This window comes from Paenibacillus sp. oral taxon 786 str. D14 (assembly GCF_000159955.1).
In the GTDB taxonomy this organism is placed as follows: Bacteria; Bacillota; Bacilli; order Paenibacillales; family Paenibacillaceae; genus Fontibacillus; species Fontibacillus phoenicis.
Genome location: NZ_GG695972.1, coordinates 293,525 through 310,052, shown reverse-complemented (window position 1 = coordinate 310,052; position 16,528 = coordinate 293,525). Strand labels below are relative to the sequence as shown.

The 16,528-nt window shown below is 55.4% G+C and carries 20 protein-coding genes and 1 riboswitch; of the genes, 6 read left to right on the top strand and 14 right to left on the bottom strand.

Going from position 1 to position 16,528, the window contains the following annotated elements; genetic code table 11:
- From POTG_RS06405 to POTG_RS06385, 5 genes are all read right to left on the bottom strand, one after another.
- Positions 1–827: NAD(P)H-hydrate epimerase (locus POTG_RS06405; RefSeq protein WP_009224007.1), on the bottom strand; the 827-nt coding region annotated here is incomplete at its 3' end.
- Positions 828–849: 22 nt separating this feature from the next.
- Complete coding sequence (locus tag POTG_RS06400) at positions 850–1,518, bottom strand: NAD(P)-dependent oxidoreductase (protein WP_009224006.1); 669 nt, start codon at positions 1,516–1,518, stop codon at positions 850–852.
- 144 nt (positions 1,519–1,662) lie between these two features.
- Positions 1,663–2,040, bottom strand: a complete 378-nt coding sequence (locus POTG_RS06395) for a DUF1634 domain-containing protein (protein ID WP_009224005.1) — start codon at positions 2,038–2,040, stop codon at positions 1,663–1,665.
- A gap of 1 nt (position 2,041) precedes the next feature.
- A complete protein-coding gene (locus POTG_RS06390; protein WP_083791430.1) occupies positions 2,042–2,848 on the bottom strand; it encodes a sulfite exporter TauE/SafE family protein in 807 nt (268 codons plus the stop codon).
- Between the two features lie 98 nt (positions 2,849–2,946).
- Positions 2,947–3,375 (bottom strand): GNAT family N-acetyltransferase, encoded by a 429-nt coding sequence (locus tag POTG_RS06385; protein ID WP_009224003.1) that lies wholly within the window; start codon positions 3,373–3,375, stop codon positions 2,947–2,949.
- 133 nt (positions 3,376–3,508) lie between these two features.
- On the opposite strand from POTG_RS06385, the gene POTG_RS06380 reads away from it, so the two are divergent.
- Positions 3,509–4,444, top strand: coding sequence for a hypothetical protein (locus POTG_RS06380; protein WP_198136169.1), 936 nt, complete (start codon positions 3,509–3,511; stop codon positions 4,442–4,444).
- A gap of 206 nt (positions 4,445–4,650) precedes the next feature.
- On the opposite strand, the gene POTG_RS06375 is transcribed toward POTG_RS06380, so the two are convergent.
- The 5 genes from POTG_RS06375 to POTG_RS06355 form a co-directional block, all read right to left on the bottom strand.
- Positions 4,651–4,875, bottom strand: a complete 225-nt coding sequence (locus POTG_RS06375) for a YezD family protein (RefSeq protein WP_009224001.1) — start codon at positions 4,873–4,875, stop codon at positions 4,651–4,653.
- 559 nt (positions 4,876–5,434) lie between these two features.
- Positions 5,435–6,295, bottom strand: coding sequence for a sulfate ABC transporter permease subunit CysW (gene cysW / locus POTG_RS06370; RefSeq protein WP_009224000.1), 861 nt, complete (start codon positions 6,293–6,295; stop codon positions 5,435–5,437).
- 125 nt (positions 6,296–6,420) lie between these two features.
- Positions 6,421–7,251, bottom strand: coding sequence for a sulfate ABC transporter permease subunit CysT (cysT, locus tag POTG_RS06365; RefSeq protein WP_009223999.1), 831 nt, complete (start codon positions 7,249–7,251; stop codon positions 6,421–6,423).
- Between the two features lie 35 nt (positions 7,252–7,286).
- Positions 7,287–8,363 (bottom strand): sulfate ABC transporter substrate-binding protein, encoded by a 1,077-nt coding sequence (locus POTG_RS06360; protein ID WP_009223998.1) that lies wholly within the window; start codon positions 8,361–8,363, stop codon positions 7,287–7,289.
- A 424-nt stretch (positions 8,364–8,787) separates the two neighbouring features.
- Positions 8,788–10,323: a beta-propeller fold lactonase family protein gene (locus tag POTG_RS06355; protein WP_083791423.1), complete on the bottom strand. Its 1,536-nt coding sequence runs from the start codon at positions 10,321–10,323 to the stop codon at positions 8,788–8,790.
- A gap of 151 nt (positions 10,324–10,474) precedes the next feature.
- On the opposite strand from POTG_RS06355, the gene POTG_RS06350 reads away from it, so the two are divergent.
- Positions 10,475–10,966, top strand: a complete 492-nt coding sequence (locus POTG_RS06350) for a CcdC family protein (protein WP_009223995.1) — start codon at positions 10,475–10,477, stop codon at positions 10,964–10,966.
- Between the two features lie 190 nt (positions 10,967–11,156).
- Here POTG_RS06350 and POTG_RS06345 read toward each other — a convergent pair whose 3' ends face one another.
- Both POTG_RS06345 and POTG_RS06340 read right to left on the bottom strand, forming a co-directional pair.
- The gene (locus tag POTG_RS06345; RefSeq protein WP_009223994.1) at positions 11,157–11,378 is read right to left on the bottom strand and encodes a cold-shock protein; all 222 of its coding nucleotides are present in this window, start codon (positions 11,376–11,378) and stop codon (positions 11,157–11,159) included.
- Between the two features lie 172 nt (positions 11,379–11,550).
- Positions 11,551–11,751, bottom strand: a complete 201-nt coding sequence (locus tag POTG_RS06340) for a cold-shock protein (protein WP_009223993.1) — start codon at positions 11,749–11,751, stop codon at positions 11,551–11,553.
- 305 nt (positions 11,752–12,056) lie between these two features.
- Positions 12,057–12,169: riboswitch (TPP riboswitch) on the top strand.
- Between the two features lie 185 nt (positions 12,170–12,354).
- Here POTG_RS06340 and POTG_RS06335 point away from each other — a divergent pair.
- From POTG_RS06335 to POTG_RS06320, 4 genes are read left to right on the top strand one after another with little or no spacing between them, the layout of a single operon-like run.
- On the top strand, positions 12,355–13,392 hold the full coding sequence (locus POTG_RS06335; protein ID WP_036644569.1) for an ABC transporter substrate-binding protein: 1,038 nt from the start codon (positions 12,355–12,357) through the stop codon (positions 13,390–13,392).
- 57 nt (positions 13,393–13,449) lie between these two features.
- On the top strand, positions 13,450–13,743 hold the full coding sequence (locus tag POTG_RS06330) for an MTH1187 family thiamine-binding protein (RefSeq protein ID WP_009223991.1): 294 nt from the start codon (positions 13,450–13,452) through the stop codon (positions 13,741–13,743).
- The gene (locus POTG_RS06325) at positions 13,740–14,510 is read left to right on the top strand and encodes an ABC transporter permease (RefSeq protein ID WP_009223990.1); all 771 of its coding nucleotides are present in this window, start codon (positions 13,740–13,742) and stop codon (positions 14,508–14,510) included. The genes POTG_RS06330 and POTG_RS06325 overlap by 4 nt, the downstream gene beginning before the upstream one ends.
- Positions 14,511–14,539: 29 nt before the next feature.
- Complete coding sequence (locus POTG_RS06320) at positions 14,540–15,355, top strand: ABC transporter ATP-binding protein (RefSeq protein WP_009223989.1); 816 nt, start codon at positions 14,540–14,542, stop codon at positions 15,353–15,355.
- 19 nt (positions 15,356–15,374) lie between these two features.
- On the opposite strand, the gene POTG_RS06315 is transcribed toward POTG_RS06320, so the two are convergent.
- Both POTG_RS06315 and POTG_RS06310 read right to left on the bottom strand, forming a co-directional pair.
- On the bottom strand, positions 15,375–15,710 hold the full coding sequence (locus POTG_RS06315; protein ID WP_036644447.1) for a hypothetical protein: 336 nt from the start codon (positions 15,708–15,710) through the stop codon (positions 15,375–15,377).
- Positions 15,711–15,735: 25 nt separating this feature from the next.
- Positions 15,736–16,356 carry an HD-GYP domain-containing protein gene (locus tag POTG_RS06310; RefSeq protein WP_009223987.1) on the bottom strand — a complete coding sequence of 207 codons (621 nt, stop codon included), beginning with the start codon at positions 16,354–16,356 and terminating at the stop codon, positions 15,736–15,738.
- Positions 16,357–16,528 lie beyond the last annotated feature (172 nt).

The window sequence follows — 16,528 nt, the reverse complement described above, 5'->3', positions numbered from 1 at the left end:
CGCCGCCCCGGGTCCACCCCGAGCTCGCCGCGCAGCGACTCCTCGGTGAGCAGCACCCCGGCTTCCGCCATCCCCGGCGGAAGCGCGCGGGGAATGCCGATATAGCGGACGATCACGTCCCCCGCCGCCTTCGCGCCCGGATACTGCGTCAGCCCCGCCTTCAAGAAGGCGAGACAGACGGTGATCCGGGCCTCTATGCACGGGTCGTGTACCGCGCCGGTATCGGCATCCAGCCCGCTGGGGATGTCGGCTGCCACGATCGGCAGCCGGCTCTCATTCGCCTCCCGAATCAGGGAGGCGTAGGCCCCCCGGGGCGCTCCTTTCGCCCCGGTGCCCAGCAAGGCGTCCACGATCCCCGTCACCCCGCGGGATCGGGCCGCCGCCACCGCGCCGGGCGTGTACACCTCGCCCGGCAGCCCCAGCGCTGCAGCGATCGCATGCTGCAGCGCAGCTTCGCCGCCGAGTCGCTCCGGCTCCTCGGCGTACAGCAGGCTCACCCGAACGCCCGCATCCACCAAATGGCGGGCGCACACCAGGCCGTCGCCACCGTTATTTCCCTTGCCGATGAGAATCAGCCAATGCTCTTCCGGCCACGCTGGCGGGCTGCCCAGATCCCGGTCCAAGCTGTCCGCACCAGCTGGACGCTCGCGGATCGTCTCCTCGGGGCGCTCCGGCAGCCGCCCTTCCCGCCGTTGCCGGCAAAAAAGCAGCACCTCCTCGGCAATCGCCCGCCCGGCGTTCTCCATTAACGCGACCGCCGGAATGCCGATCTGCTCAATCGCATAGCGGTCGACGGCACGCATTTGCTCGGATGTCACGAATTTCACTGGTTCTCCTCCCCCATCTAACCTAGTACCCTACGGTAAAACGGGTGCCGATATAATACGGGTCCTCCGCTTCGTCCAGGAGGGCTGCTGCGTAATCCTCCGCCGTAATCCGGCTGTGATCCCGTTCGTCGACGACCAGACGGTCTAACCCTAAGCGGAACATCCCTGTGCGCTTCCCGGGCTCGATGAGCGCCGGCGGACTTAACACCGTCCACTCCAGGTCCGACGCCCGGTAGAGGTTCAGCGCTTCTTCATGGGCCCGGGCCAACGGCCGCACCTCCTCCGGAAACTCGGGCGTGTCCATGAGCCGCACACCTGGAGCAACTTCCAAGCCGCCTGCTCCGCCCACAGCGATCAGACGGCGGACACCGCCGCGCTTTACGCCTTCAATCAGCGAACGCGTGGCTTCCAGGAGCTCGTCCTCCTCCCCCAAGCGCGGCCCATACGCGCTGATCACAAGGTCTTGTCCTTGAACCAGCCGGGCGATGGAATCGGGGACCAAAATATCCCCTTCCTTCCGTATCAAATGCCCGGCCCTTTTGGAATCCGTCGGAACGAGATCAGTCACCCCCGTTTCGGCCGCCCGCGCCGGATCTCTGACCACTGCCGTCACTTCATGCCCGCGTTGCAGCGCCTCCACCGCGATTCTTTTTCCAATCATGCCCGTTGCGCCAAATAATACGATCTTCATCTATCGGTACGCCCTTTCTTCGCTGTTGGATGCGATTCCCAAGTTTTGCTGCTTACATTATAATCATCCTGCCCCCGCAAGTCCAAAAACAAAAGGGCTTCCCCCGCCGCGCGGTCAGAAAGCCCCAGATTCCCGCTGATTCCCTTAGCCCGCCTTCCCCAAAGCGAAGCTCAGGATCAAGATGATAAACACAATGGCAGTAATAACTACGTACCGGTAGTCCTTCTCCGCCCAGAACAAAAAGAGCGAGACGAACACCCGAAATACCGGCGTCAAAATGAGCAGCAGCAAACCGGTCTGGATGACCGCAACCGACTTCAAGGCCAGCAAGCCGGACATGATCGCGCCAAAGCTGGTAGGGTACGTATCCCCCGGGTATCCGCTGTCGCCCGTGACCAAAAACTGGATGAGCCCAATTACGATCACAGCGGCAGCGAGGATCACGCCAACCCGGAGCATTTTGCTGATGGCCGTCTCAATCTCAAAGGTGCGGTTTTGCGTTGTCTCGTTACGGTCGCCCATGTCAGCCCCTCCATCCTTGATAGATCATTTGAAACGCCACGTACACCATGACCGGGATAAACAGCTTGCGGATCGTTTTACTCTTCATGCGCTGCATCAGGCGTGAACCGACGGTGGCTCCGATCAAAACGCCCAGGGCAACGGGAGCCGAAATCACCGGAATTATGTCCCCGCGGAGCAAATAGATCCCCGCACTGGCCGCCGCCGTAACGCCCATCATAAAATTGCTGGTGGCACTCGACACTTTCAGCGGCATTTTCATAAACACGTCCATCGCCATCACCTTAAAACTCCCGCTGCCAATGCCCAATAGCCCGGAAATGACGCCCGCACCGTACATGACTCCAAAGCCTTCGTACACACGGTCTACGTTATAGGCGACGGTCTTGCCCAGCGCCTTGTCGTAATACTCCCCTTGCAGCCCCAGCTTTTCGGCCACCGGATGCAGCGGAACGTTTTCCGGAACCTCTTGTTTGCTTTTTTTGATCATGGCATAGGCCGAGTAGAGCAGCAGTAAGGCAAAAATAATATACAAAAACCGCGGGGCAATCAACGCCCCGATAAATGCTCCGGTAATCGCCCCGACCGTCGTGGCGATCTCCAGAAACATGCCGACCCGCAAATTGGTGATCCGGTCGCGAATGTACGCCACCGCCGATCCGCTTGAAGTGGCGATGACGGAAATGATGCTCGCCCCGATGGCATGGTTGATGTCCACGCCAAACAGCAGCGTCAGCGCAGGGGTCACGATAATTCCGCCGCCCAATCCGAGAATCGAGCCCACGATCCCCGCCAGAATCGCGATCATAAAAATTTCAATTACTGTCGTAGTCAATCCGATGGCATCTCCTTTGCCCTTTACTCACCGGAGGGCTTCACTTGCTGCAAGCCTTCCCCTTGCTCACGCTATCGTTGTCTCCAATACATCCCCAGTCCGCCAGGAGCGGTATATTCGAAGCCGAAACGCCGGTACAACTTGTCTGCCGGCACATCCGCGATCAGGCTGACATAAGTTAAAGGCGGCGCATGTTGCTCCAGGAACCCCATAATTTCGCTCATGATCAATGTGCCTAAGCCCTTTCCCTGAAGATCCGGGCGCACAGCGATGTCCACCACCTGCAAAAAGCAGCCTCCATCTCCCACGACTCTTCCCATCCCCGCTAATCCCGCATCATCGTACAACGAGACGGCGAAGATGGAGTTGCTTAGGCCAATCTCTGCTCCTTCTGCGCTGCGCGGACTCATTCCCGCTAGTTCACGAAGCCTCAGGTAATCCGTAACTTCGGGCGCTTCGTATCTGATCTTCACATCGGCCCCCGATTGTTGTTCATTCATGCCGTTCCCTCCGCCTGCCGTTTTTTTGTGTAAGTTTTCACCAATTTCAAGTATATCATATTTACAAAACTCCTGACTCAAGCTTGAATCCGAACGGCACCTGTGCAATAGTGAAAGGAGGAATATGGAAAGGGTGATCGCCGTGTCACTTTCGGAATGGGTTTCTTGGCTACAGAGCCCTGATCATGCCGCGCTGGCTGCCTTTCTGGCATTGTCTGCGTTCCTTGCACTTTATGTCGCATCGCGCAACAAACTCATTCGGGACGAGCGAATCCGGCTGGATTACATTAACTCGACCTTGGAACGCTATGCGGCAGCTGCGGGGTCGTTGATGTCTGCAACGGAATCATCTTCGTCAACGCTCCCGGACCCCAGCGCCCTGCGGGACAAGCTGCTGGCTTGCCGGGCCGCGCCTTATGTCAGCGAAAATGTGCTCGCGCAAATCTCCGCGTTTACCGAGGATGATGACGCCTCTCGCCTGCCTCTGCTGCTGAGAACCATCGAGCGGGAAAGCGAGACGCTGATCGCCGAACGGGACAAGCTGCTCCGCCAAATGGAAGGTCCTGGCTGGGGAAGCTGGCTATGGCGCATTTTTCGGCCCGTTTTGCCGGGAGTGCTCGCCGCCGCCTTCTTTATCTCACTGCTCTGGTTGTGGCACCTGCTGGACACAAGCCTCTCCAGCGGTGCGGGAAGCGAAAGCGCGCGGGAATTGGCGCTCGACTGGATGCAACTGGCCTCGACCTGGTTTGCGCTGCTCATGCTTTCCTTGGCCGTGATGGGCGGGCGGAACCGGCACGTTAACGCGGTACCGGCCCGGCTGCTAGCGGCCTTGATCGCCGTGCTGGCCGTAGGACATTGGGCCGGTTCTTGGCTTGCCCCATATCTACTCGGGGCACAGCTGCTGCTGTTTCTCGGCGGTTTCCGCCTCAACAGCCGCAAACCGCGGAGGGCGCGTCCGTACGTTGGCCATGATCCGCTGCCGATGACACCCAAGGCTTCAGACGCCGTCTCCTCCGAAGCCGTGCAAGCGCTAAGCCATAAGGGCGACGAAGGCGAAACGACGCAATAAGAAAAAAATCTGAAACGCAAACAACCCCGATTCCTTGAGGCGGACAGGCCTTCTGCCTGACTGCCCGGAATCGGGGTTGTTTTTTGCCTTGGATGATGTTTTCGATGTTATTCGGCTTGTTGTTTTCGTGTTGCTCCTCGTTCTCCATTTTGGATTCAGTCTTTGTGCTCGTTCTGGTTCTGGTTCTTGTGGAGCCTGGCAGCCGCTTAACGCTGTCTAGATTCACGCAAAGGTTTGGCCGTATGACGGGAAGCTCCGGTAGCCCTGGAGGCATTGCCCGGGTTCAACTCGTAACGTCTGCGCTCCGTACGTTCCATTTGCACGATTTGGCCTTCATGGACAACGATGTTCAATGAACCGAATTCCATGCCGCCCAGCAGCTCAGCAATCCGTTCCAGCCAAATTTCATCAACTTGCAATGGTTTCGCCATCCCCCTACCCCTCCCCTGATTTAGGTATATAGGTAAATCAATAGTTCTCGCTGGATCCCAGGCACTTTCGCTAAACAGCCCAGTCAGCGCCCAATCTTGAATTCAGCCGAGCCTTCCGACCACTTGCAACATCCCTACGCCAAGCTCATGCTCAAACGACTGCATGTTTCCACGTTCGTCACACACTTCTAACGGAACCTAGCGCCGCTAATTGTGCTTTTCGCGGGTGTTTCCAATTCTAACGGAACGAGGAGACCTTATTTCGGACGATCTCTGTTCTTTCTCTACTTTTTCTGCCCAATAAGGTCTCTTGGTTCCGTTACAGCGGGAAATGTCCGGGAAATAGGCCAATAAGGGCTTTACGTTCCGTTAGATGCTGAGCCCCACAGGATCTGGCGTGCGCTTGCACAGAATCCAGCCTTCACCCTTCGCGGAACCGCCTCCCCGGAAGCTATCCCCGGCTTCACCCAGAAGGCTCTCCCCGTGCTTCCCCGCTCCATCTCTTCCCAAGGCCAGCCTGCGCAACTGGCGCACCCCTTGTCCCTGGTCTCAACCCTCCCTAATGACGGCTTTGGCGAGTGAACCAGCCTTTGAGCAGCAGGGTCACAAGCGCCAGCAGAAGCAAGAGAGAGGCTACCGCAAAGGACGCGGAAAATTGGTATTCGTTATACAAAATCTCCACGTGCAGCGGCAATGTGTTGGTTTCTCCCCGGATGTGGCCCGAGACGACGGAGACAGCGCCGAATTCTCCCATCGCTCGCGCATTACAAAGAACAATTCCGTACAATAAACCCCATTTGATGTTCGGGAGCGTGACCTTCCAGAAGATCCGGAAGCCCCGCGCTCCCAGCGTGATTGCAGCTTCCTCCTCCTGCTGCCCCTGGTCCTCCATCAGCGGAATGAGCTCACGGGCTACAAACGGGAAGGTCACGAACAACGTCGCCAAGATGATGCCTGGCAGAGCAAAAATAATCGAGATATGATGCTCCTCCAGCCACGGTCCGAACCACCCGTGCGAGCCATAGACCAGCACGTAGATCAGACCGCCGATCACCGGCGATACGGCAAACGGCAAGTCGATTAACGTGACCAGCACCTGCTTGCCGCGAAATTTAAATTTGGTGACGGCCCAGGCGGCAGCCACTCCAAAGATGGTATTCAGCGGGACGGTAATCAAAGCGACGAGCAGCGTCAGCCGCAGTGCGGATAATGCATCCGGGTCACGGATGGCTGCTACGTAGACGTCCCAGCCTTTCTTGAGCGCCTCCGTCAGGACGACGGCAAGCGGCAACACGATGAGCCACAGCAGGACCAGTGCGGCCGCCGTGATCAGCACCCACTTGATTACGCCAGAACCCTGCCCCGCCTGCTTCCGCGGAGCCGTTGGCTTGCTTGCTGCTAATGGCACAGAACCGGCCATCCTCTTCCCTCCCTATCGATTGGCGTTCCCGAGCTTGCCTATGCTCACCGGGCAGATAGCATCTCGTGATCGTCAGCTCTCCCCATCGGCAACACTCGTTATCGTGAGTCCGCGCTCTCAATCTCCTACCGCGCGGTCTTGCGAATCCGGCGCTGCAGCGTGTTGATGAGCAGCAGCAGCACAAACGAGATCAGCAGCAGCATCAGTGCAACCGCCGTCGCCCCGGCGTAGTCGAATTGCTCCAGCCTCGACATGATGAGCAACGGGGCGATCTCCGTCTTCATCGGCATGTTGCCGGAGATGAAGACAACGGAGCCGTATTCGCCGATGCCGCGGGCAAACGCGAGCGCAAACCCCGTTAACATCGGGGGCAGCAGCTCCGGCAGCACCACTTGGCGGAAGGTGCGGAAGCGGCTAGCGCCAAGCGTGGCCGCCGCCTCCTCCACTTCGGCATCCAGGTCCTGCAGCACTGGCTGTACGGTGCGCACAACAAACGGGATGCCGATAAACATCAGCGCAAGCGTGATGCCCGCCGGCGTAAACGCGATGCGAATCCCCAGCGGTTCGAACAAGGAACCGATCCAGCCATTGGCCGAATAGATCGCGGTGAGGGAAACCCCGGCCACCGCCGTCGGAAGGGCAAAAGGAAGGTCGATCATGGCATCAAAAATGTTTTTGCCGGGAAAATCGTACCGGACCAGCACCCAGGCCAGCAGCAGCCCAAGCACCGCATCGATCAATCCGGCCACCGCCGCGGTCACAAAGCTCACTCTGTATGAAGCAAGCACGCGCGGGTCTGTTGCGATATCCCAAAATTTCTCCCAGGTTAGTCCTGTAGAATTCAGCAGCAAGGCGGAAAGCGGGATCAGCACGATCAAGCTGAGGTACAGCACGCTAAATCCCATCGTCAGCCCGAAGCCGGGCAGAACGCCGCGCTTTGCGGTGCTACTGTGCATATTCTTCGCCTCCGATTCGTTACGGTCGGTTCGTATTATTGCGGTACGTAAATTTGGTTAAAGATGCCGCCGTCATTGAAATGCTTCGTTTGGGCTTCTGCCCAGCCGCCAAATTCCTCAATCGTAAACAGCTTGATCTCCGGGAATTTGTCGGCATACTCCGCCTTGACGCTGTCGAGCGTTGGGCGATAGTAATTCTCCGCAGCGATCTTCTGTCCTTCTTCCGAATACAGGTATTTCAAATAAGCCTCGGCGACTTCGCGGGTGCCGCCTGCATCTACGTTTTTGTCGACCACGGCAACCGGCGGTTCAGCCAGTATGCTCTCCGACGGATAGACGATATCGAATTTATCCGGCCCCAGCTCCTGCACGGACAACCAGGCCTCGTTCTCCCAAGCCAGCAGCACGTCGCCGAGTCCACGTTCTACGAACGTCGTAGTAGCGCCGCGCGCCCCGCTGTCGAGAACCGGAACATGCTTGAACAGCTCTTGCACGAACTCCCGTGCTTTAGTTTCATCGTTATTGTTTTGATGCAGGGCATATCCCCATGCCGCCAGGTAATTCCACCGCGCCCCGCCAGAGGTTTGCGGGTTTGGCGTGATCACCTCAACGCCATCCTTGATCAGATCGTTCCAATCCTTGATGTCTTTGGGATTGCCTTTACGAACCAGAAATACGATCGTGGAGGTATAGGGCGAGCTGTTATGCTCGAACTTTTGCTGCCAGCCTTCATTGATCAGCCCGGTTTCCGCAATGGCGTCAATGTCGTATCCCAGCGCCAGGGTAACCACATCGGCTTTCAACCCGTCAATGACAGCCCGGCTTTGCTTGCCCGATCCGCCATGCGACTGTTTAATGGTGACCTTCTGTCCTTTTTCTTTCTCCCAATATGCCGCAAAAGCTTTGTTATAATTTTCGTATAATTCCCGGGTCGGGTCGTAGGATACGTTCAGCAATTCCACCGCTTTGGGCTTCTCCCCGCCGCCGGAATTCCCGGCTGCCGCGCTGGCCGCATCGTTGCCGCCGCTCGTGTTGGACGAGCAAGCCGCCAGGACCCCAACCAATATCAATGCCAGACTCATCAGAACCCCTTGCTTCAACCTTCTGTTCATCGTATCACTCCCCATACTCTTTTCTCGCTTTACTAGGGCAGGGCAGGCATCCACCGTATCAACCACTTGACAACGGAAAACGGAGAAACGCCCCACCCCCTACGGTCAAACCGAGCCACTACCCGTGTCTGCCAAGGCAAGTAGAGCGTTCCTCCGTCCGTACGGTGAGAACATTTTTAATTATTCCTACCTGTTTAGTATGCTATGGTGTTATTTTATATGCGGCAGCCCAGAAATGTCAAACCTTTTTATGCAAAAAAATCAATTTTTTTATAAGCCTCCCTTATAGCCGGTACAGGCTGCGGCATGGGTTGCGGACCTCCCTTCCAGACAATGCAAAACACCCGAAGACCGGCAAAATGCAGGCCTTCGGGTGTCTGGATCGGATCCTTCGTCCGCTTGGATATGAGATGAAGCTTCTGATTCACATGGAACCTGCCGGCTGCTTACCCACGGCAAAGTCTGCCGGCAGCGGTTCAATGCAGGAGGGTTTGCTGATACTCAAGCTATGCTCCGCAGGCGTCAGACTGCCGCTCTCGGGATCACGCCGCAAGGCGGCGATATTGCCGCTGTACTGATTCGCCACCAGCACATAGTCGTCCAGGACGGCGAAGTTCCGCGGCCAGCTGCCCCCCACACTCGTCCATTCCGGGTCCTCGAGGCGACCGGTGTGCCGATCGATGCGGAAACGGACAATGCTGTCATGTCCGCGGTTGGAGCCGTATACGTAACGTCCGTCCGGCGAGAAGTGAATATCGGCCGGATAGTTTTCCCCGCGGAAATCATCCGGCAGGGAGCTGACGTGCTGGATCGCCTCAAGCCGCCCCTCCACCGGATCGAAAGTATATGCCGTCATCGTATTGTTCAACTCGTTCATGCCGTAAGCAAACCGTTCCGACGGATGGAGCACGAAATGCCGTGGACCTGTCCCCGGCGGCAAATGGGTTACCCCGTGCTTTACTAGCCGTCCGCACTCCAACCGATAGATCACTATCTGGTCGGTTCCCAGGTCGGAGACGAAGGCGAACCGTCCATCATGGCTAGGCACAATGCTGTGAGCATGAGCCGATTCCTGGCGCTCCTGGTTTACACTACTTCCCTCATGGCGGATCAGGGCCGTCATTTCCCCTAACGACCCATCCGCTTCCAGTGCAAAGGCATTCACATGCCCGCTGGAATAGTTGGCGACCAGCAAAAACGGATCCCGCCCACATTTCAAAGCCAGATGGCACGGGTCGGCCCCATGCGTTGCCCGTTCGCTGTGCAACATCGTCAGCTTCCCATCCTTAGGATCAACCGCAAATCCAGCAACCTGCCCTTCGGTCTGTTCACTTACCGCATACAATCGCATACCCTTCGCATCGAAGGTCACAAAGGAAGGGTTGGTGAGGCCCGCAGTCTCGTGGATAACCCGCATCTCGCCGGTATCCCTCTGCAGCTCGCAGAGATAAATTCCTGGCTCCCCGCGATCAGCATAAGAACCCACAAAAAAGTGCCAATTCGGTCCAGCTTCCTTGCTCACCGATTTCTCTTCCTTCTCTTTCTCAAATTCATCCAGCATCTGCTTCACTTCAGACAACGGAAGCCGATCAAAAAACATCTCCACCTGTTTCTCTGCCCCGCTGTAGATCTGGTTCATCACGGCAGGGATGTTCGAGGAGATATTACAGGAAGAGTGCTCGCTGCCGGAACACCAGTTGGGATGCAGCGATCCTTGAGCGAAGATGCGGTACAAATCGCCGAGAGTAACCTGCGAAAGCTCGCACTTTAGCAAGTACCCGCCGCGGGCCCCTTCCTTCGTCGTCACCAGGTCGTGGCGGCGAAGCAGGCTGAGCACCTTACGTACACGGGCCGGATGGGTCGCGACGCTGCAGGCGATCTGTTCGCTATTGGCCATGCGATCCTCCTTGGAATCTAAATACAACAAGCAATGGACGGCGACCGTTAATTCGCTATTCATCTTCCTTCTTCCCCTTCCCTTACCAAGTTTGAAACAAGTGCAGACGAGTATGTTATAATGTTCTCGCGAATCGCTATTCGCTAGTCACTTTATTCCATTTCGCTAAATACTCAATATATACATACTATATACTTACAGAAAGGGAACCTCTATGAACCTAATGAATCCCTCTTATATGCAAGCCGCCTTTACCGTTGGTGCGATGGCCATGGCCGTCGCTGTTCTGTTTATCCGTCTGAAAGCCAGTCGTCGGCCTGTCACGGTGAAGAAAATCATCATTCCCCCGCTAGGAATGACAACCGGCCTCTTCATGTTTGTTGTGCCGGAAACGCACATTCCTCTCCTGTGGGGCGTAATCGCCTTCGCTTTCGGTTGGCTCCTGTTCTCCTATCCGTTGATTCGGACAACCAAGTTCGAGAACATCGGCGGCGAAATTTACGCGGAACGTTCCCGCAGCTTTATCTTTATCCTGATTGGACTGCTTGTCGTCCGTCTCTTGCTGCATGAGGCCGTAGAACAATACGTCTCCGTCATGCAAACCGCGGCGCTGTTCTTCCTGCTCGCTTACGGCATGATTATTCGCTGGCGGCTGTATATGCTCAAGCAATACCGGGCAATGACCGGGAATACCGCCTCCTCATGATTCACGAAACCGTTGCAGCACCTCAAACATATTAAATTTTCTATATAGATGCAATCCTTTTATGGAGATTTTATTTTTGCATCACTTTCCAATCTATCACCCGGATGAATACAACAACAGCCGTACTCGCATGAAGCGAATACGGCTGTTGTTGCTCACCGCGCTCTCCGATTCCGGCAGCAGCTTTCGCCTATGCCTTCTTGGACGACGATCTTTGATCGGAGCTTGGATTGCTCAGTTGAGGGAGCATGCGCATCCCCATGACCATCTCGGACGAGCAGAGCGGACATACGGGGCTATATTCAAAGGTGAAATTGTCCCGCATCCACCCGTTGCAGTCATCGCTAGTGCAGGTCCATACCGGCGTATTTTCCTCAGGAATTTCCTCTAACGTCTTTTTACGGTAGTTCATAAATTCCCCTCCTCTTCAAGGTGAACGTTCCAACCAGGTGAATCGATGTAATTGTTGCAACTTTATATGTACCATCAGAAGCGGACTTCTGAAAAATTAACCTCATGAATGATCTTCGCGAAGAAAAACTGCCCTTAATGCGAGCACGCATTAAGAGCAGTTCCTAACTAACTTACAGTTTTACAACGTTCTCGGCTTGCGGGCCGCGGTTGCCTTGAACCACGTTGAATTGTACGCGTTGGCCTTCGTCGAGGGTTTTGAAGCCTTCGCCGGTGATTGCGCTGAAATGAACGAATACGTCATTTCCGCCTTCCACTTCGATGAAGCCAAAACCTTTCTCAGCGTTAAACCATTTCACTGTTCCGGTTTCCATGGGGAATACCTCCTGTTTCAAGATTAACATGATTCATTTTTTTAACAGAAGTCGCTCAATAAAGGCTGACCCTTATTGAACATGCACCACTTGTATAAAAAAATTCACACATTGAAAAAAGTTCCAGTTTTATAAAGTGACACCCTTTTCAATGCGTGAATGATATCCTCTTTCAAAACCATGATTTGAACTCATTATATCCTTTTGCCAGATAAAAAGCAAATCCCCTGGTTTTTGCAAGCTGGTCCGGAAAGACTGGACAAATCCAGTTGGCGAAAACTATAATGACAGATGTAATCTGCAGTCATATTGTTCAGGGGTGCTGGAATTGGCCGGCTGAGAGTGTATCCCTCCAAGATACTGACCCTTCAACCTGATCTGGATAATGCCAGCGTAGGGAGCCATACCATGGTGATGAACTTATTTTACATGTCATTTCCATTGCCTATTGCGTCCCGGATCCGGGACGTTTTTTTGTATCCGGAAGTTGGAAGTTACGCTTAAGGACGCACATCCAGGGTTATACCAAGAACAAGCTGCGGAAATCTACACCAACGAAGGAGAGTAGAAGTCGTGAAAGTTCAAGTACGTACCGCACTGGCCATGTTTCTCGGTTGCTTGCTGCTGATATTGTCCGCCTGCGGCGGAGCGAATGGGAACAGCGCCGGGAAGGCGAAAGCCGGAAACCCAAGCGGGCAAAATACCGAAGCCGCCGCACCAAATCAAGGTTCTAACACAGAGCTGCAAGATGTTAAAGTCGTGCTCGACTGGAGCCCGAATACGAACCACACCGGGCTTTACGTCGCCAAGGATCAAGGCTATTTCGCCGAGGAAGGGCTGAATGTGGACATCCTCTTGCCCGGTTCCGGCGGTGCTGAGGCGATGGTTGCCTCCGGAGAGGTGCCGTTTGGCGTCAGCGTGCAGGAGAACGTAACGCAAAGCCGGATCCAAGGCGTCCCGCTCGTCTCGATTGCCGCGATCATTCAGCACAATACGTCCGGCTTCGCTGCCCCCGTAGACAAGAATATTAAATCGCCTAAAGACTTCGAAGGCAAAGCCTACGGCGGCTGGGGCTCTCCGGTGGAACAAGCGGTGATCCAATCGATTATGGACCTGCAAGGCGCTGATGTCAACAAGGTGAAATTCGTTAATATCGGGGATGCCGATTATTTTACGGCGGTGAAGCGGGATATTGATTTTGCCTGGATTTTCTACGCCTGGACAGGCATTGAGGCCGAGCTGCGGGGCGAGCCGATCGACATGCTGTATGTCAAGGATTTCTCCGAGAAGCTGGACTACTACACCCCGGTACTCGTGACAAACGAGAAGACGATCAAGGACAACCCCGAGCTGGTAAAGGCTTTTATGCGGGCCGTGTCTAAAGGTTACAATTATGCGATCGACCATCCGGAAGAAGCGGCGCAGATCCTGTTGAAAGCCGTACCGGAGCTCGACAAGGACCTGGTGGTGGCCAGTCAAAAATGGCTGAGCCCGAAATACAAGGACGATGCTCCGCGCTGGGGCGAGCAGAAGAAAGAAGTATGGCAGAACTACTCCGATTGGATGTTTGAGCGCAAGCTGCTGGAAAAACCGCTTGACGTAGATGCCGCTTTTACCAACGAGTTTTTGCCAAGCGAATAATTTACTATACTTTAACCCAATAATGCCAAATCCCTATTCGAAAGGATGAACCCACCCATGCCAAACGCGTTATTAAGCATTCAGATCATTCCGAAGACACCCAACGGCGAAGACGTCATTCCCTATGTAGACCGGGCCATTGAAGTGATTCAAGCATCCGGGGTCAAATATCAGGTGAACCCCCTGGAGACGACCATGGAGGGGGATCTCGACGAGCTGCTGGCCATCGTGAAGAAAATGAACGAAGCCGTCATTGAGTTCGGCAGTACGGGCATCATTTCGCAAATTAAAATTTCGTACAATCCCAAAGGCGTCAGCATGGATAAGCTGATTGAAAAATATCGGCCATGAATCTCCGCAGCCTTTGGCACAACATCTGGCCGCCCCTCGTGGCGGTCATCTTGTTTTTGCTGATCTGGCAGGGCGCTACCGCCTGGTTCCACATCGAGAAGTGGATTCTCCCCAGCCCGGTGGATATCGGTCGTGAAGCGGCTGCCGGTGCGGCCAGCTTAGGGGAACACACGGCGGCGACGCTGCGGCTGATGTTTATCGGCTTTGCCATCGGGACGCTCGTAGGCTTGCTGACGGCGTTTGTCCTGCATTATGTCCCGTTTCTGAAGGCGTCGCTATATCCGCTGATCATCCTAAGTCAAAACGTGCCAACCATTGCGCTGGCGCCGCTGCTGATGATCTGGTTTGGATTTGGCATCCTGCCGAAGATTATCGTCATTACGCTCGTCTGCTTCTTCCCTGTCACCGTGGCGGCCATGGACGGACTGAGCCGCACGGATCGGGCGATGCTCGATTATATGCGAATGATCGGTGCGTCCAAGGCGGATATTTTCCGCAAGCTGGAGGTGCCCTACGCGATCCCTTCGATCATGTCCGGGGTGAAAATCGCCGCAACGTACAGCGTCATGGGGGCGGTCATTGCCGAGTGGATCGGCGCGGACAAGGGCATCGGCTACTATATGATGCTGCAGAAGGCGTCGTTCCGCACGGATAAGATCTTTGTCGCCATCGCCATCATCGTGGCGATCAGCCTCGCGATGTTCGCCTGCGTCGCTTTGTTGGAAAAATGGCTTGTCCGCTATAAACCGGCGAACGACCGGAGATAGGGCAGCTTACGGAAAGGAAGGCTTGGTTCATGAGCGAAGCATCAACGCATAGAGATAACGCCATCCCCGCGCTGGAGGTCCGGCAGATCCATAAAACGTTCCGCGACCGACGCCGGGAGGTCCCGGTCCTTCAAGACATTTCGCTGCGGGTGCCGGCCGGCGAATTCGTGTCGATCATCGGCCCATCCGGCTGCGGCAAAAGCACGCTGTTTCACGTCATCGGCGGCCTGACTGCGCCGGATCAAGGCGAAGTGCTCCTTCAGGGACGCCCAGTCACCGGCCAGCGCGGACATATCAGTTACGTGCCGCAGCAGCCGGCGTTATTCCCTTGGCGGACGATCGAGGAGAACGTCGTGCTGGCGCAGGAAATCGCCGAGGCCGGAAGCCGGAGCTCCCGTGCGGACATCCAGCACTGGCTCCAAAAAGCCGGGTTAAGCGGGTTTGAACGGGCTTATCCCCATATGTTATCCGGCGGCATGCAGCAGCGAGCTTCGTTCCTGCGGGGCCTGCTCGCCCCCCAGGAAGTGATGTGCCTGGACGAGCCGTTTAGTGCGCTGGACGCCTTAACGCGCAGCGAAATGCAGCGCTGGCTGCTGGACATTTGGGAAGAGAATAAGCGCTCCGTCCTGATGATTACGCACAGCATCGAGGAGGCACTGATGCTCTCGGACACGATTGTTTTATTTTCAAACCGGCCAGCCCGTGTGCTGCATACCATTCAGGTGCCGTTTCCCCGGCCGCGGCGCGAAGAAATGACGGAGGATCCCGATTTTATGCGATTAAAACGGGAGATTGCGGCCATGATGGCGGCGGAACAACGCAAAACAGCAGCAGGAGGAGTCTGAATCAGACTTCCTCCTGCTGCTAGAAATCCATCGCAACCTCAGTAACCTCCACCTGATCCACATCCAGCATCAGTTCGACCCATCGTTGCAGATGCTTGGCTTCCCCTGCAAAGGCGATCAGCCAGGTCACCGATTCGATGGATTCTAAAGGTTCCGCCGGATCTGAGAGATTCGGCGTCCGGTCCAGCACCTGCTCATAGGCGCTTAACTTCATGTCAATCAGCCGGAATCGCTCCAGCTTCTGTGTGCAATCGGGAATTAAGGTCACGCGCAGGTAGAGCAAAGTCCTCCCTATCCGGTTGGCTTCCTCCAGTTCCTCCGGAGTAACGGGACGGCTCCAGGACCTTTTTTCCATGTCCATTCCCCCTGATATCCGCTGATTACATAATGGAGTAAATATTCAGCATTTCATCGGAAAGCTCCATTAACGCATCCACTACTTCCGGATCGAATTGGGTCTCACGATGTTGGTGCAATTCCAGCTTGGCTTCAGCCATAGTCAGCTTCCGTTCCCGGTAATGCCGGTCCGATGTCATCGAATCGAAGGCGTCAACCACCGCGCAAATTCTCGCCTTATAGGGGATTTGCTTCCCCTTCAGCCCATCCGGGTACCCCGCCCCGTCCCAACGCTCATGATGCCAGCGGACGATATCCGCAATGCCCGGTCCAAACGCAGGATCCGCTTCTACCAGCTCTGCCCCGATGACCGGATGCAGCTTAATGATCCTCCACTGTATCTCCGTCAGCGGCTCCTGCTGCTCAATGATCGCGCGGGGGATCATCGTTTTGCCGATATCATGCATAAAGCACCCGCGGACCAGCATGTCCTTCTCAGCTCCGGTGATCTTCAGCGGCTCGGCGATTTTCTCTGCCAGCATAGCAACCCGTATACTATGGTGATAGGTTTCCGGATGTTTGCGCACCAGCAGGTTAAACCACTTCACGGCTTCCGGGCTATAGTCCATGTACCAATCGTCGACGAACTCATTAAAAACAGTCAACCGTTCTGCCCCCTAAAAAACCTGTGTCGTCATTCGTCTCTCCCGTCTCGGAGTCGACGTTCCTTATTTCCCGAAAGAAAAAAGTTATTTTGGCTAATAATTTGCTTAATCCCCGTTAAATTTTAACGCTTTTTACCCGATGATGATTCAGAGCAAACGGATGAAAAACAGA

Bases quoted from the DNA above. Each gene is read 5' to 3' on its own strand.
- POTG_RS06400 (WP_009224006.1), bottom strand. From the start codon at position 1,518: ATGAAGATCGTATTATTTGGCGCAACGGGCATGATTGGAAAAAGAATC.
- POTG_RS06395 (WP_009224005.1), bottom strand. From the start codon at position 2,040: ATGGGCGACCGTAACGAGACAACGCAAAACCGCACCTTTGAGATTGAG.
- POTG_RS06390 (WP_083791430.1), bottom strand. From the start codon at position 2,848: ATGATCGCGATTCTGGCGGGGATCGTGGGCTCGATTCTCGGATTGGGC.
- POTG_RS06385 (WP_009224003.1), bottom strand. From the start codon at position 3,375: ATGAATGAACAACAATCGGGGGCCGATGTGAAGATCAGATACGAAGCG.
- POTG_RS06375 (WP_009224001.1), bottom strand. From the start codon at position 4,875: ATGGCGAAACCATTGCAAGTTGATGAAATTTGGCTGGAACGGATTGCT.
- cysW (WP_009224000.1), bottom strand. From the start codon at position 6,295: ATGGCCGGTTCTGTGCCATTAGCAGCAAGCAAGCCAACGGCTCCGCGG.
- cysT (WP_009223999.1), bottom strand. From the start codon at position 7,251: ATGCACAGTAGCACCGCAAAGCGCGGCGTTCTGCCCGGCTTCGGGCTG.
- POTG_RS06360 (WP_009223998.1), bottom strand. From the start codon at position 8,363: ATGAACAGAAGGTTGAAGCAAGGGGTTCTGATGAGTCTGGCATTGATA.
- POTG_RS06355 (WP_083791423.1), bottom strand. From the start codon at position 10,323: ATGAATAGCGAATTAACGGTCGCCGTCCATTGCTTGTTGTATTTAGAT.
- POTG_RS06350 (WP_009223995.1), top strand. From the start codon at position 10,475: ATGAACCTAATGAATCCCTCTTATATGCAAGCCGCCTTTACCGTTGGT.
- POTG_RS06345 (WP_009223994.1), bottom strand. From the start codon at position 11,378: ATGAACTACCGTAAAAAGACGTTAGAGGAAATTCCTGAGGAAAATACG.
- POTG_RS06340 (WP_009223993.1), bottom strand. From the start codon at position 11,751: ATGGAAACCGGAACAGTGAAATGGTTTAACGCTGAGAAAGGTTTTGGC.
- POTG_RS06335 (WP_036644569.1), top strand. From the start codon at position 12,355: ATGTTTCTCGGTTGCTTGCTGCTGATATTGTCCGCCTGCGGCGGAGCG.
- POTG_RS06330 (WP_009223991.1), top strand. From the start codon at position 13,450: ATGCCAAACGCGTTATTAAGCATTCAGATCATTCCGAAGACACCCAAC.
- POTG_RS06325 (WP_009223990.1), top strand. From the start codon at position 13,740: ATGAATCTCCGCAGCCTTTGGCACAACATCTGGCCGCCCCTCGTGGCG.
- POTG_RS06320 (WP_009223989.1), top strand. From the start codon at position 14,540: ATGAGCGAAGCATCAACGCATAGAGATAACGCCATCCCCGCGCTGGAG.
- POTG_RS06315 (WP_036644447.1), bottom strand. From the start codon at position 15,710: ATGGAAAAAAGGTCCTGGAGCCGTCCCGTTACTCCGGAGGAACTGGAG.